This is a genomic window from Flaviramulus sp. BrNp1-15, assembly GCF_022259695.1.
GTDB lineage: Bacteria > Bacteroidota > Bacteroidia > Flavobacteriales > Flavobacteriaceae > BrNp1-15.
The window spans coordinates 3,185,356-3,200,780 of sequence record NZ_CP092099.1; the positions used below are offsets into that span (position 1 = coordinate 3,185,356).

The 15,425-nt window shown below is 32.0% G+C and carries 11 protein-coding genes; 1 reads left to right on the plus strand and 10 read right to left on the minus strand.

Features of this window, described 5'->3' with window-relative positions:
- Window positions 1–2: 2 nt before the first annotated feature.
- The 5 genes from MBM09_RS14150 to kduI all read right to left on the minus strand — a co-directional run bounded on the left by MBM09_RS14150 (window position 3) and on the right by kduI (window position 4,895).
- Window positions 3–671, minus strand: a complete 669-nt coding sequence (locus MBM09_RS14150) for a bifunctional 4-hydroxy-2-oxoglutarate aldolase/2-dehydro-3-deoxy-phosphogluconate aldolase (RefSeq protein ID WP_238674368.1) — start codon at window positions 669–671, stop codon at window positions 3–5.
- A 105-nt stretch (window positions 672–776) separates the two neighbouring features.
- The gene (locus tag MBM09_RS14155) at window positions 777–1,823 is read right to left on the minus strand and encodes a sugar kinase (RefSeq protein ID WP_238674369.1); all 1,047 of its coding nucleotides are present in this window, start codon (window positions 1,821–1,823) and stop codon (window positions 777–779) included.
- Window positions 1,824–1,848: 25 nt separating this feature from the next.
- Window positions 1,849–3,249: a glucuronate isomerase gene (uxaC, locus tag MBM09_RS14160; RefSeq protein WP_238674370.1), complete on the minus strand. Its 1,401-nt coding sequence runs from the start codon at window positions 3,247–3,249 to the stop codon at window positions 1,849–1,851.
- Between the two features lie 15 nt (window positions 3,250–3,264).
- Entirely contained in the window at window positions 3,265–4,050 is a 786-nt protein-coding gene (locus MBM09_RS14165; RefSeq protein WP_238674371.1) for a gluconate 5-dehydrogenase, read from the minus strand.
- Window positions 4,051–4,055: 5 nt separating this feature from the next.
- Entirely contained in the window at window positions 4,056–4,895 is an 840-nt protein-coding gene (gene kduI, locus MBM09_RS14170) for a 5-dehydro-4-deoxy-D-glucuronate isomerase (protein WP_238674372.1), read from the minus strand.
- Between the two features lie 163 nt (window positions 4,896–5,058).
- On the opposite strand from kduI, the gene MBM09_RS14175 reads away from it, so the two are divergent.
- Window positions 5,059–8,301, plus strand: a complete 3,243-nt coding sequence (locus MBM09_RS14175; protein ID WP_238674373.1) for an exo-alpha-sialidase — start codon at window positions 5,059–5,061, stop codon at window positions 8,299–8,301.
- Window positions 8,302–8,312: 11 nt separating this feature from the next.
- On the opposite strand, the gene MBM09_RS14180 is transcribed toward MBM09_RS14175, so the two are convergent.
- The 5 genes from MBM09_RS14180 to MBM09_RS14200 all read right to left on the minus strand — a co-directional run bounded on the left by MBM09_RS14180 (window position 8,313) and on the right by MBM09_RS14200 (window position 15,422).
- Window positions 8,313–10,061 carry a glycosidase gene (locus MBM09_RS14180; RefSeq protein ID WP_238674374.1) on the minus strand — a complete coding sequence of 583 codons (1,749 nt, stop codon included), beginning with the start codon at window positions 10,059–10,061 and terminating at the stop codon, window positions 8,313–8,315.
- A 12-nt stretch (window positions 10,062–10,073) separates the two neighbouring features.
- Entirely contained in the window at window positions 10,074–11,000 is a 927-nt protein-coding gene (locus MBM09_RS14185; protein ID WP_238674375.1) for a carbohydrate kinase family protein, read from the minus strand.
- A 163-nt stretch (window positions 11,001–11,163) separates the two neighbouring features.
- A complete protein-coding gene (locus MBM09_RS14190) occupies window positions 11,164–12,321 on the minus strand; it encodes an MFS transporter (protein WP_238674376.1) in 1,158 nt (385 codons plus the stop codon).
- Between the two features lie 6 nt (window positions 12,322–12,327).
- On the minus strand, window positions 12,328–14,193 hold the full coding sequence (locus MBM09_RS14195; protein WP_238674377.1) for an alpha,alpha-trehalase: 1,866 nt from the start codon (window positions 14,191–14,193) through the stop codon (window positions 12,328–12,330).
- The gene (locus MBM09_RS14200; protein ID WP_238674378.1) at window positions 14,190–15,422 is read right to left on the minus strand and encodes a sugar MFS transporter; all 1,233 of its coding nucleotides are present in this window, start codon (window positions 15,420–15,422) and stop codon (window positions 14,190–14,192) included. The genes MBM09_RS14195 and MBM09_RS14200 overlap by 4 nt, the downstream gene beginning before the upstream one ends.
- Window positions 15,423–15,425 lie beyond the last annotated feature (3 nt).

Genomic DNA, 15,425 nt, shown 5'->3' on the forward strand with positions numbered 1-15,425 from the left:
TCTTAGTTTTTTAAGTTTTTGATAATACGCAATGCGTTAGCTACATCTTGTTTTAATTTATCAAAATCTTTATTGGCAATAATATCTTTTGAAATTAACTGAGAGCCCATACCTACACAGGTTACTCCAGCTTCAAACCAGCCTTTTAAGTTTTCCTGGGTTGGTGCTACACCTCCTGTTGGCATAATGCTCGTCCATGGTTGTGGGCCTTTTATACCTTTTACAAATCCTGGTCCGTAAGTGCCTCCTGGAAATAGCTTAACAATCTCACAACCTAACTCTTCGGCTCTAGTAATTTCTGTTAAGCTACCGCAACCTGGTGACCATAATACTTTGCGTCGGTTACAAACTACTGCAATATCTTCTCTTAACACAGGAGTGACTATAAAGTTTGCTCCTAATGCCATGTATAAGGACGCTGCTGCTGCATCGGTTACAGAACCTACACCCATAATCATACCTGGTAATTCTTTTATAGCGTATTTAGTTAATTCGCCAAATACCTCGTGTGCAAAATCACCTCGTGCGGTAAACTCTAATAGTCTTGCGCCTCCATCGTAACAAGCTTTTAAAACCTTTTTGCTTAATTCTATATCGCTATTGAAAAACAAAGGCACCATGCCTGTGTCTTTCATTACTTGTGCTACTTCTAATCTTGAATATTGTGCCATTTTTAAAAAAGTCGGAAGTCCGTAGTTGGAAGCCCGAAGGGTTTTTTATTATTAATATAAAAAGAAGTTAGAAACAATACTTCTGGCTTCTAACTTCAATCTCTTTTATCGTGCTACACGTCCTGAGGCATCACCTCCCATGAGTTTCTCTACCTCATCTACAGTAACTAAATTCGCATCGCCTTTTATGGTGTGTTTTAAACATGAGGCTGCTACTGCAAAATCTAAAGCGTTTTGATCGTTTTCTGGATATTTTAATAGTCCGTAAATCAATCCGCCCATAAAACTATCGCCACCTCCAACTCGATCTACGATATCGGTAATTTGATACTGACGAGTTTCGTACATGGTTTTTCCATCATATAAAACGCCTGCCCATGTATTGTGTGATGCTGAAATAGAACCTCGTAATGTGGTAATCACTTTTTTAGCCTTTGGAAACTTTTTCATCATTTGTTTACATACTGATAAAAAGGCTTCAGCTTTTACATCATGACCATGTTTATGAACATCTAATCCTTCTGGGTGAATTCCAAAATGCTTTTCAGCATCTTCTTCATTTCCTAAAACAATATCGCAATATGAGGTTAGTTCGGTCATCACCTTTTCTCTATGGGCATCGTCACAATATTTCCAAAGTTTTGCTCGGTAGTTTAAATCGGTTGAAATGGTAATTCCCTTTTCACTTGCTGCTTTTACAGCTTCTAAGCAAACATCGGCTGCGCCTTGTGAAATGGCTGGAGTAATCCCCGTCCAGTGGAACCATTCTACACCTTTAAACACCGCATCCCAATCAATCATACCTGATTTTATTTCGGAGATAGCTGAATGGGCTCTATCGTAAACTACTTTACTGCCTCGACTTACTGCGCCGGTTTCTAAAAAGTAAATACCCAAACGATCGCCACCCCACACAATTTTGTCTACGCCAACACCTCGCTTGCGCATTTCCATCATCGCACATTCGCCTATATCATTCTTAGGTAATCGGGTTACAAAATCTACCGATACACCATAATTGGCTAATGATACTGCTACGTTGGACTCGCCACCACCATAAACAACATCGAAATTGTTAGCTTGCGAAAATCTTAAAAATCCTTGTGGAGCTAATCTTAGCATGATCTCTCCAAATGTTACTACTTTACTCATTATTCAATAATATTGCTTGGTTTTATTAAAAATTGAAATATTCTTTTGCGTTATAATAACTTATATCTGAAACTAGTTTTCCAATCCATTCCATATCATTTGGCAGCTCCCCTCGTTTGATTTCATCTCCTAAAAGATTACATAGAATACGTCTGAAATATTCATGCCTTGGAAAAGACAGAAAGCTTCTTGAATCCGTTAACATTCCCACGAAACAACTGATTAACCCCATATTTGAAAGGGCATTTAATTGTTTTGTCATCCCATCTTTTTGATCTAAAAACCACCAACCAGAACCAAACTGAACTTTTCCTTTAACACTACCATCATTAAAATTACCTATCATGGTAGCCATTACTTCATTATCAGCAGGATTTAAATTATAAATAATTGTTTTGGTTAACTTATCCTTTCCATCAAGCGCATTTAAAAATTTTGATAATTTTTGAGCTTGCGGAAAATCACCAATTGAATCCCAACCTGTATCTGGCCCTAAAATACGATGCATACGTGCATTATTATCTCTTAAAGCCCCTAAATGAAACTGTTGCACCCATCCAAACTCATGATAAGTTTCACATAAAAACACTAAAATAGCACTTTGAAACTTTAAAGCTTCATCTTGAGTTATATTTTTGTTTTCTATTTTCTTTTTGAAAATTGAGCTTATTTCACTCTCTGTATAGTTTTCAAAATAAATTTGATCTAATCCATGGTCGCAAAGTTTACATCCATTATTATCAAAAAAGATAATTCGTTTTCTTAAAGCTTCACATAAATCCGAAAAAGAGCGTATATCTACACCTGCAACTTCACCTAAACTGCTAATATAGTTATTGTAACCCTCATTGGAAATTAAAATAGCTTTATCTGGTCTAAAAGCTGTACTTACTTTTATATTAAAATTACTTTTAGCTAATTGCTGATGGTACTCAAGAGAATCTGTCGGGTCTTCTGTTGTACAAACTACTTCAGCATTTACTCTATTCAGCAAACCTCTACAACTGTATGCTTTAGAATTTAATTTTTCCTGAGTTTCTTCGTAAATTTTTTCGGCTGATTTTTCGTTTAAAAAATCATAAATATCAAAATATCTGGCAAGTTCTAAATGCGTCCAATGATACAATGGATTTCGCATAGTATAAGGTACTGTTTTTGCCCAATTTAAAAATTTGTCTTTATCTGATGCATCTCCAGTTATAAATTTTTCGTTAACACCCAAAGTACGCATAGCCCTCCATTTATAATGGTCGCCATTAATCCAAACATTTGTAATGTTATTAAAGGTTTTATCTTCTGCTATTTGTTTTGGGGGCAAATGATTGTGATAATCTATAATGGGCAAATCTTTTGAATAGTTATGATATAACTCTTCTGCATATTTGTTTTCCAGCAAAAAATTATCGTGAATAAAATTTTTACTCATTATGTCTTTAAATATTTAGTCTTCATTAGAGGGTTTACCGATAGTAGCTAAAATGCCACCATCAACATAAATTACTTGTCCGTTTACAAAATCACTAGCTTTTGATGCTAAAAAAATTGCTGCTCCCTGTAAATCTTTTGGATCACCCCAACGAGATGCTGGAGTTCTATTAATTATAAAATCATTAAACGGATGACCATCTACTCGTATTGGTTCTGTTTGCGAAGTTGCAAAATACCCTGGTCCAATTCCATTAACTTGTATGTTATATTTTGCCCATTCTGTTGCTAAATTTTGAGTAAGCATTTTTAAACCACCTTTAGCTGCAGCGTAAGCAGAAACGGTGCTTCTCCCCAATTCACTCATCATAGAACAGATATTAATTATTTTTCCTTCTTTTCGTTCTATCATTTGTTTTACAACTAATTGCGACATTATAAATGGACCAACTAAATCTACATCTATAACTCTTCTAAAATCTTCAACTGGCATGGTAATAGCAAGCTCTCTTTTAATAATTCCTGCATTATTAACCAAAATGTGTATATCCCCTAATTCTTTAGTTATTAAATCTAAATTCTTTTTAGCCTCCTCTTCATTCGTTACATCAAAAAGGTAACCAGTTGCTTTAAACCCTTTGTCTTTATAATAAGACAAAGCCTTCTCCATTTTTGATGGTGTTGTACCAGTTATAACTAATTCTGCTCCGGCATTAGCCAAACCTTCAGCCATAGCCATACCTAGACCATGAGTACCACCAGTAACTAAAGCTCTTTTATTTGATAAATTAAATAATTCCATTCTATTTATCTTAGCTCATTAGGTGAACAAACATCCATATCTCCATAGTCTAAATTCTCTCCCGCCATACCCCAAATAAAACTATAATTACTTGTTCCTGATCCTGAATGAATAGACCATGGTGGAGAAATTACGGCTTCATTATTTGCCATCCAAATATGTCTGGTTTCGTTAGTTTGCCCCATAAAATGACATACTGCTTGATCTTCAGGAACTTCAAAGTAAAAATAAACTTCCATCCTTCTATCATGCACATGCGCTGGCATAGTATTCCAAACACTACCAGATTTTAATGAAGTCATACCCATTTGCAACTGACAAACATCTACAACACTATTAACAATATACTTTCTCAATGTTCTAGCATTGGCAGTTTCAGGAGCACCTAATTCTATAACCTCAACATCTTCTATTCCAATTTTTTTATTAGGAAATGCTTTGTGTGCTGGTGTAGAGTTTAAATAGAATTGCGCAGGATTACTTACTGATTTGCTTGAAAACGTAACCTTTTTATTTCCTTGACCTAAATACAAAGCTTCTTTGTTATTTAATTCATATTCAACTCCATCAACAGTAACGATTCCGGATTGCCCAATATTAATTATCCCTAACTCCCTTCTTTCTAAAAAGAAACTAGCTTTTAATGGATCTATCGTTTCTAATTCTACAGTTTTATTCACAGGTACAACTCCGGCAACCATAAACCTATCATAATGAGAATATACCCAATTTATGTTATCTTTGGTCATTACATCTTGAATTAGAAATTCATCACGTAATTCATTTGTATTATATTTCTTTACGGCTTCAGGATTAGAAGCATATCTTACGTTGTAATTTGACATGTTTTAAATTTTATGTAATCGATTACACAAATATAACAAAAATATCTAATTCTGATACATTGGTGTTGATTTTATTTGATAAAATGAAATCAATACTACAATATTTTTTTCTAATTTTAACATACTTTATTTGATTATTAAATAACTTTGGTAGAAAACAACCATGACTAACTCAAAAAAAATATTCCTTACACTCATATCACTTTTTCTAATAACCTCAACTTTTTCCCAAGAAGAAACCGAAAAAAAGGTAGACTCAACATTATCTGGATTAAAATTTAGAAGTATTGGACCAGCATTTATGTCTGGTAGGATTGCTGATATTGCTATTGACCCAAACAATCAAAACACATGGTATGTTGCTGTTGGTTCTGGTGGCGTTTGGAAAACTAATAATGCTGGAACAACTTGGGAGCCACTTAGCGATAAACAACCTTTTTTTTCAACTGGCTGCCTTACTTTAGATCCAAATAATTCGAGTAAAGTTTGGTTAGGAACTGGCGAAAATGTTGGTGGAAGACACGTTGGTATTGGTCACGGAATTTATGTAAGTCATGATGGCGGTAAAAGCTGGGAAAATAAAGGTTTAAAAAACTCCGAGCACATTTCTAAAATTATAGTAAACCCTAAAAACTCAAATGAAATTTGGGTAGCAGTACAAGGTCCGCTTTGGAGTTCTGGTGGAGAAAGAGGATTGTATAAATCTATTGATGGAGGTGACACTTGGAAATTAGTCTTAAAAGATAATGAATGGACAGGTGTAACAGATATAGTTATTGACCCAAGAGACGAAAAAATACTTTACGCTGCAACTTGGCAACGTCATAGAAATGTTGCAGCATACATTGGTGGTGGAGAAGGAACTGCACTTTATAAAAGTACAGATGGTGGAGAAACATGGGATAAATTAAAAAATGGCTTACCAAATGGGGATATGGGTAAAATTGGTTTAGCAATTTCACCAATAAACCCAGATGTATTATATGCTGCAATAGAATTAAACAGAAAAAAAGGTGCTATTTATCGTTCTAACAATAAAGGTGGAAGTTGGACTAAAATGTCTGAAACAGTTTCTGGTGGAACTGGACCACATTATTATCAAGAATTAGTTGCCTCTCCTCATGTATTTGATAAAATATACTTAATGGATGTTCGTGTTAGAATTTCTGAAAACGGTGGAAAAACATTCTACACCATGAAGGAATCCAATAAGCATTCTGATAATCATTCTATGACATTTAAACCTGACGACCCAAATTATTTATTAGTTGGTACCGATGGTGGTATTTATGAATCTTTTGATAATACTGAAACTTGGAAATTTGTAAACAACCTTCCGCTTACTCAATTTTATAAAGTGGCTGTTGATGATGCTGAACCTTTCTATAATATTTATGGAGGAACACAAGATAATAACTCACAAGGTGGACCGTCAAGAACTTTAAGAAGTGATGGTATTACAAATTCAGATTGGTTTGTTGTTTTAGGAGGTGATGGTCATCAACCAGCAACTGAACCTGGAAACCCAGATATAGTTTATGCACAATCTCAACAAGGTAATTTACGTAGAGTAGATAGAACTACCGGTGAAACAACTTATATAAAACCACAAGCTGGAATTGATGAACCTTATGAACGGAATAACTGGGACTCTCCTATTCTCGTTAGTAGTCATGACCCAAAACGTCTTTACTTTGGCACTCAACGTGTTTGGAGATCGGACAATCGTGGAGATAGTTGGAAACCAATTTCTAAAGATTTAACTAAAAATGAAGAACGTATTACATTACCAATTATGGGCAAGCAACAAAGTTGGGATGCAGCTTGGGATGTTTATGCGATGTCAACCTATAATACTATTACGTCACTTTCAGAATCTCCATTAGATGAGAATATACTTTATGCAGGTACAGATGATGGCGTCATTCAATACACAAAAAATGGAGGACAAACTTGGACAAAACAACTTGTTTCTAGCTTGCCAAATGTTCCTGCTTCTGCTTTTGTAAATGATATTAAAGCAGATTTACATAACTCTAACATTGTCTATACTGCCTTAGATAATCACAAATTTGGAGATTACAAACCTTATTTACTTAAAAGCACAAATGGTGGAAAATCATGGAAATCAATCACCAATGGTATACCAGAAAACACCATGATTTGGCGCATTGTACAAGATCATGTAAATCCTAATTTATTATTCTTAGCAACAGAATATGGTATTTATGTTTCTTTAAATCAAGGTGAAAAATGGATTAAATTTTCTGAAGGTTTACCTACTATTTCATTTAGAGATTTAGCTATTCAAAAGCGTGAAAACGACTTGGTTGCCGCTTCTTTTGGTCGTGGGTTTTATATTCTAGATGATTACAGTCCTTTAAGAACTATGACTGAGAATGCATTTTCTAAATCTCAATTATTTAAACCTAGAAAGTCTTTACAATATAAACCTATAAGTGGTGGAACCTCTAGCCAAGGAGAAAGTTATTTTAAAGCACAAAATCCTGATTATGGTGCCATTTTTACTTATTATTTACCTGATAATTTTGAAAGTTTAAAAAACAAACGTACTAATAGGGAAAAGACTTTAAAAAAGGAAAATAAAAATATTCCTTTCCCTGGTTGGAATGCTTTAGATGAAGAGAAAAATGAAGAAGGTGCTTCTATTATTCTTGTGATAAAAGACAGTAAAGGTGATTTTGTAGCAAGAGTAAATGCAACTTATAAAAAAGGATTTAACCGAGTATCTTGGAACTTAAAACAATCCTTAAGAACATCATTAAATATTGATAATATTAATGATAACCCTTCGTCTTACTATTATAGTACTTTTGTAGATGAAGGCACTTATACAGTTTCAATGTTTTCTAACATAAAAGGAGAAATTGAAGCTTTATCAGAATCTCAAACTTTTGAGGTTGAAAGAATTCGTGAAAACGTTTTAAAAAATCCATTAATAAATGAAATGGGTAGCTACATTGAAGAACTAAAAACATTCAGATTAGAATTAGAATCCTCTTTTAAAGATTTTAGTAATGCTTCAAAAAAATTAAAAGCTCTAGATAAAGCTACTGCATATATTAATGGAAATCCAGGTGATTTAGAAAAAGAAATTACTAATTTGAAAAAGGAAATGCTTGCTTTAGATCAAACACTAAATGGTAATTCTTCAAAAAAAGAAATAGGTGAAAAAGATTATCCTTCTATTTCTTCTAGAGTATCTGTAGCACTAAGTGGTTTCAATACTACTTATGGTCCAACCAAAATGCATATGGAAAGTTTAGATATGGCAAAAACTCTTTTTAATAGAGTTAAGCCTAAACTTGATAAGTTTATAAATGTTGATATTCCTGAAATTGAAAAAAAATTATTAAAAGCTGGTGTTCCACCTATTCTGGATTAAATTTATAAATATTAAAAAGCCATTGCTTTATTTACTCCAGATTGGGTATAATTTATTGAAAACTTATACGTTTTTAAATCTGCTTTTAATTGAACAAAATCTTCATGGTGCTTCCAAGTGATATTAATTTCGTTATCTGGCACTTTATGTATTTCTATTTCTCCTTTAAAAGCATGTAAAGTATTTCTAAGCCTCATAATTTCGAGTTGATTTATTACAACATCTTTTTTGAGACCTTCCTCAATATCTTGTAATGATAGTGTGGTACGATTTATTTCTTTGTGTCCTCCGCTACCAGCATTATCGGCCGCTTTATAGTCGTTTTTTCCTAAAAACAAATCTAAATACCAAACTTGCGGAATCCCTGGTATAAACATTTGAATAGCTCTTGCTAACAATAATTTTTGTTCATTTTCTCCAAGAGCACTAAAAAATGTTGCATTAACCTGATAGTAAGAAATTTTTCTACCTGATGGATCATATAAGTTTTTAACTCTCCCACCACGCTCAATAATTTTGTTCATAATGGCTTCAATCTCCTCATCTTCCAATAAACCCTTACAATAATTGCCGTTTAGGTCTTTCCCTTTTAAATCTAAAACAGGAATTCCGTCATGACAACCTAACATATTTACAGTTTTATAACCTTTATTAATAATATCGTTTACCCATTTTAAAAGCGGTTTATTACTTCCTTTTTCCAGAGTGTGAATCATTAATCCGGGTAAGAAAAAATCGTAAATATAATACCCTTCTTTAGCTACCTCATCATGTAAACCTAATCCATATTCTGCATGAATTTCTGGCAATAACATTAAATTATTTTTTTGAGCTATTTGCTTAATACGCTCTAAATAATCCCAAGTACCAGGTTTATTAAAAAAATTTGATTGCCCAACTTCTTTATGTAAATAGGCAAAAGCATCAAGCCTCAATATTTTACAGCCATAATCTTTTAGTTTAGAAAGCGTTTCTTCATAAAACTCCCAAACCAACTCAGATTTTGCATTCACATCCATTTGTCCTAAATAGGAACGCTTTTCGTTTATTAACTGAATAATTTCCTTTCTTAAATGTTTGCTATCACCTAAATCAATAGTATTAAAATCTTTATTTTCTTCTATTGCTTTATTTACTTTTTTATAAATAAAAGCTGCTTTCCAACAATTTAATTCTTTAAACCTTCTTAGATCTGAAACTTTAATATTATTATAATTTATTTGCTGATAAAAGGTATTCCAATAAGGTCTTTCTGAACCGTCTGGAAAAAGAACTTTTAAAATAGGAAGACCAGATTTTCTCATAAATAATTTATTAAGAAATTCATCTTTTGGAATGATTACTCCATCTTCATTCATTGTTCCATGACCTTCCCAAAAGGTATTCCAGTTAATAAAGAAGTCTTTATATTTTGATTGTTCTCCGTTTTTTAATAAATCTTTAAATTGTGGAGATGCAACAGATAAATGATTTAAAACAATATCAAACTTTAGCATAATATTGAGTTCTTCTAAAGCCACTAAATCTTCTTTAGAAACTAGTTTATCATTAAGATTATAATCTATAATTGAAAAACCTCTATCTAAATCGCTATTAAAAAAAGTAGGCAAAACATAGAATAAAGAAAATACATCTTTAAATTCTGGCTTTTTAAGCATACTAATAGTATCGCTTAATTTTTTTCCAATACTATCTGGATAAGCATTAAGCATAACACCATTGTAACTAACTTCATTTTTTAAATGATTATCTTTTTGCATGATGTTGAATAACTAAAGAAGTTTGGATAAAATATTGATATTATCTGGCAATCTGCCAACATTTTGAAGTTTTAATGCTGCTAATTGCAATGCTACTTGTAAGCAATCTTTAACAGGTTTTTCTTTTATATATGCAAACAAAAACCCAGACCAAAAAGCATCTCCTGCTCCAGTAGCATCCATAACTTTTTCCACTTTTACAGCTGGTAATTGTATTATTTCTTTTCCTTTCTGTGATAATTTAACACCTTTACTCCCTAGTGTTAAGCATACGGTATCAACTCCATTTTCATGAAAAAAATTAAATATTTCTTCATGTGGTAATTCTTTTTCAAAAAGCCTTATCATATCATCCTCGCTAATTTTAATTAACGGATTAAACTTGCAATAGGCCTTAATTATAGACAATGCTTTTTCTTGAGAACCCCATATTTTTTTTGCATAGTTTACATCTATACTCAACTTACAACCTAAATTATATGCTTCTTCAGCCTTTTTTAAAATGGTTGTTTGCGCAGGTTCTTTACTTAATGCAAAACATGTAGTATGAAATATATTAGTGTTTTCTAGGGTTTCTTTTGAAATTTGATCTTCAGAAATACAATAATCTGCTTCACGAAACGGAATAAAATCTGGAGTACTATCTGTTCTTGAAACAAAAATGACACTGGTAGGTTTGTCATCAATTGTTTTTATGTAATTGGTATTTAAACCTACTTCGGAAAATCTTTTAAAAATATATTCTCCAAAGCCATCATTACCAACTGTTGCAACTAATACAGGTTTTAAACCTAACCTAGAAGCATTCATAGCAACATTTGTGGGAGAACCTCCCAAATACCTGTGGTAATCTCTTGTGTTATTGATTTGCACTCCTATTTGATGTCCAATAAAATCAATAAGTACCTCTCCAACACAAAGTATGTCTATATTTTTCAATTTAATTTATGTCTAAATTCGTTTAATTATTCAGCAATTTACAATTACAATTTTCATCATATATAAATCATATAAAAAAACGTCGTCAATTTCACCTAAAACGTTTTCGACTTTCAAAAAACCAATCTAAACCTCTCTTAAAGAGGTTTATAAATAATAAATTTTATTTCCTTTTTAATTTAATAAATGAAACTGATAAAGCCAAAATAGTTAATAGTAATAGTACAAAAAAGCTAATCTTAAGGTTAAAAGCATTTGATATATAACCTAAAACAACAGGCCCTAAAAGAAAACCTGTAAAACCAATACCAGAAACAAATGAAATACCTACAGAGGCTTTAACCCCATTTGTTTTCCCAGCAATTCTGAATAATTCTGGAATAATAACAGAAAGACCTAAACCAAGAACTCCAAAACCTATTAAAGTAACTATAAAATTATTTAAAAGAATACCTAAATACCCTAAACATCCTAAAAAACAACCTAGTGCTATAATTTTTAACGAGCCTATTTTCTCACTTACTTTATCACCAAAAAATCGACCAATCGTCATGGTTGTTGAAAATACTATAAAACCTAAACCTGCTAGATTTTTCTCTGCTATTTCAATTACTTCAACAAAATATAATGTACTCCAATGCTCAATAGCACCTTCACTACTCATTATAACAAAAGCTATAAACGCTATTGCAAATAATGGCTTTAATGTTTTTAATTGATAGTTACTTTTTTGTTTTATTGTGGGCTCCTCTGTAATACCTCTATAATATTTACCTAAAAACAAGTTAGTCAACACAATAAATGATGCCATTACCATCATATGGTAACCTGGATTTGAAAAAAAAGGCATTAAAAAACTTCCTAAAACAGCACCTAATGCACCTCCTAAACTAAAAAAACCATGTGCTGCAGACATAAAATTACAAGAATCTTTTTTTTCAATTTCAGATACTACAGCATTCATGGAAACATCGGTTGTTCCAGAAAAAATTCCAACCACAAATAATGAAACACAGAGTAACATATAACTATTTACCAATAATGGAAAAACAAAAGCTATTGAAAATAGTATAACCCCAATTAGAGTATAACGCCCTATACCTATTCTTCTGCTTAAAAAGGGCACCGTTGGAATAAACAATAATACACCTAAGGCTAAACAAAATAATGCCAACCCAATTTCAGAATCATTAAGTTGTAATTTTTCTTTTACATGTGGAATGTATAAAACCCAAGTACCGATTAAAAAATTTAATGAACTAAATACCCAAACTGGTGCAAAATATTTGAATTTGGAAAGTATTAGTCTTAATGAATGCATGAGTAATTAAAAAATTATATCTGGCTCAACAAGCTGGTTAAGCTTTTCTATATACTCGTTTTCTAATAAAGATAACCCATATTGATAAGATGCATTCATCCAACCAAATCCTTCTTGTGAAATATACTCGAAATCTGTACCTACATTACCATATTCTGCAAAAACCTTATGTGTTGCTTCAACAACATCGTACTTTTCTGGAATTGTGCCATTATAATCTACAGCATTTCTGGTAATCATATATAGCCAACGGTATATTAACTCTTGAAGTTCTTCAACAAATCCGTAATTAATTAAGCCTTTCCAAATCATCATTTGATGTGGCGCCCAACCATTTGGGTAATCCCATTGCCTGTGTGGTCTAGATTCAGTTATTTCACCTCTACTTTCTTTTGTACTTCCAGCTATTCCTCCTTTTTCTTTTAAAAGAGGTAATGCATTTTTTACAAGTGTTTTAGCTTGTTCTTTACTAGCTACATTTCCCCATAGAGGTGCAAATGTAGTTGCTGAAACAAAAGTAGATTTAGATTTTGTTACGTGATTATAATCTACATATAGCCCAGTTTCATCATTCCAACAAAAATCGTTTATCAATTGCTTTCTTGAATTGGCTTTTTCTAACCAAAACTCACTGGTATAAACTTTTGAATTGCCTTCAAAACTATTTTCAAACTCATTTTTTATAAGCTCAGCGAAATCTAATTCATATTTATAAAGTAAAACGTTAAGTTCTACTAAATTTAAATCGGCACAATTACCTTCTATTCTGTAAGATGTATCATGACCAGATTCTCTAACTGTTCTATCGTGAAGAAAATACGTATCTAAAAAATCATTTTCTATTTCATTATTTTGATACATGTTAATGTATTCTTCTATAGTAGAATTAGCATCGTCTGCAAAAGGTTTTAATATAGCGTCGTAATGCCCTTCCTCTACTTCTGGAGTAATTCCTATGCCTTCTGCTAAATACCTGTTTAAACCATTTTCTGTTAAACGCTTACCATCAACCATCCAAACGGTTTCGTATTCCTTTATAGCAGTTTCCAGATGTGATTTTAACCATTCTTTATCTTTAGTAACCTCAAAAACCTCTCGGATTAAGCTTGAATAAAACGGCGGTTGGGTTCTGGTTAAATAATACGATCTGTTGGCGTTTAATATTTTTCCGTAGTGTTCAATTTCATATTGAAAATTATCGGCCATAGCCTTTGCTAAATCTACTTTACCATCAAGCAGCAGCCCAACAGACTCAAAATAACTGTCCCAACCATACATTTCATTAAATCTACCTCCAGGAACCACAAATGGAACACCTTTAATAACACCTTGATTTTCTTCTAATTTTAAGGATAAGATACCTGGTTTATTATTTAAAGATTTCACATATTGTGGTGAAATATCTTCAGGTAATCTACAAGCTTGAATAGGTAATTTCGTTTCAAGTTTTTTATAGTAATTTAATGCCAATTCATCATGAAAAGGAATGTAAATTGGTAATCTCTCTGCTGTAAGCGATTCGTTTTTGGTATCTGCTATAAGGTTCCCAACTCCAAATTCGTCAATGCGTCTAGTTAATCCATTCCAGTAATAATCTCGAATCATTCTGGAAATTCTATTTACTGGTTGCTCATCAATTTTAGTTAATGGAATTTCTGCAACTATATTTCCTTCATTTTTAGAAATTACCAATTCTTGTAATAAATTGGAAAGTTGATACGTTCCTTTTACAATATAATCTTCACCTTTTTTTGAAATAATTTTAAACGCTCTTGGACCTTTATCTTCAATAGTTATTTTTTTATCGCCATCAGTATCTTCCTGCTGCAATAGCTTTCTTAAAGTCTCTTCTATGTTTAACTTAAAAATCATGGCTCTACTATGGCTTGCTTTTTTGAAATCCTATCAATTAAGACTACAAAAACTATTAATAAAAACATTGGAATCAGTAGAAAATAAAAGGCATTTGCCCCACCTATACTTTCAAATAACTCTCCGACAATTCTAGATCCAAGAGTACCTCCTAATGCTGAAAATATAATAATTAAACCAGACATTGGAGAGTGTAAACTTTTGGGTAAAGAACTTAAAACAGTTGAGTTTAACAATGGGTAAATTGGTGCAATAAACAACCCAATTAGTGGAAGAATAAACCCTAAAAATGGAACTTGAGATAAGCTAGTTATTTCACCTATAGATTCAACATCTCCTTGTAATTGTGGCAAAATATAAATTAGAATACCACCAGAAATAACAACACATACTATTACTAAAACTACCCAATTAATGTATTTAGTTAAGAAGCCTGCTATGAATCTACCCAAGGCCAAGGAAAGTGCCAATATACTTGCCATTTGAACACTTAACACTGAATTAAAATTAAATATTTTTTTGTTAAATGTTGGTAACCAAGACATAATACCTTGCTCAATCATTACAAATAAAAAAGCCGAAATAATGAAAACTAAAACTAATGGAACCACCATTAACTTTAAAGACTCTTTTAAATCATCTTTTAAACTAGAACCTATAGCTTCAACTTCATACTCAACTTTTGAAAAAAGAAGAAATATAAAAGAGATTAAAATAAGTCCGCATAGTAAATAATAAACATTCAACCATGAATTTTCATCATCTGAATAAAATGCAGGAAAAATAAAATATGCCAATGCGATACCTACCATGAAGAAACCTTCAATTGAACTCATTAAAGATGCATGTTCTTTTCTAGAATCGGTTAAAATTCCAATTAATGAATACACCGAAAGTTTTATTAAAGCAAAGCTAACTCCAATAGTAAAAAAAAGAATTTTAGTATAGAAAAAAGAGTTTCCAAAAATCATTTGTAAACAACCAAAAAACACAATACCTAAGGCAGCTAACATTGCTTTTTTGTAACCAAAACGCGGTAAAAAGGATGCTATTAAAAAAGCGACTATTGCTATTGGTAAATCTTTAAAACCTTCCAAAACTGAAGCTTGTGATTCAGTTACTTTGTAAACCGTAATGGATCTTTCTATAACTATACCAACACTATTTAACAAAATAGCAAAGACAAAATAGTTTAAGTAAATGGATATTTTTATACCTAAGTTTTTCATTGT

Coding starts and splice junctions, on each gene's coding strand:
- MBM09_RS14150 (WP_238674368.1), bottom strand. CDS start 671: ATGGCACAATATTCAAGATTAGAAGTAGCACAAGTAATGAAAGACACA.
- MBM09_RS14155 (WP_238674369.1), bottom strand. CDS start 1,823: ATGAGTAAAGTAGTAACATTTGGAGAGATCATGCTAAGATTAGCTCCA.
- uxaC (WP_238674370.1), bottom strand. CDS start 3,249: ATGAGTAAAAATTTTATTCACGATAATTTTTTGCTGGAAAACAAATAT.
- MBM09_RS14165 (WP_238674371.1), bottom strand. CDS start 4,050: ATGGAATTATTTAATTTATCAAATAAAAGAGCTTTAGTTACTGGTGGT.
- kduI (WP_238674372.1), bottom strand. CDS start 4,895: ATGTCAAATTACAACGTAAGATATGCTTCTAATCCTGAAGCCGTAAAG.
- MBM09_RS14175 (WP_238674373.1), top strand. CDS start 5,059: ATGACTAACTCAAAAAAAATATTCCTTACACTCATATCACTTTTTCTA.
- MBM09_RS14180 (WP_238674374.1), bottom strand. CDS start 10,061: ATGCAAAAAGATAATCATTTAAAAAATGAAGTTAGTTACAATGGTGTT.
- MBM09_RS14190 (WP_238674376.1), bottom strand. CDS start 12,321: ATGCATTCATTAAGACTAATACTTTCCAAATTCAAATATTTTGCACCA.
- MBM09_RS14195 (WP_238674377.1), bottom strand. CDS start 14,193: ATGATTTTTAAGTTAAACATAGAAGAGACTTTAAGAAAGCTATTGCAG.
- MBM09_RS14200 (WP_238674378.1), bottom strand. CDS start 15,422: ATGAAAAACTTAGGTATAAAAATATCCATTTACTTAAACTATTTTGTC.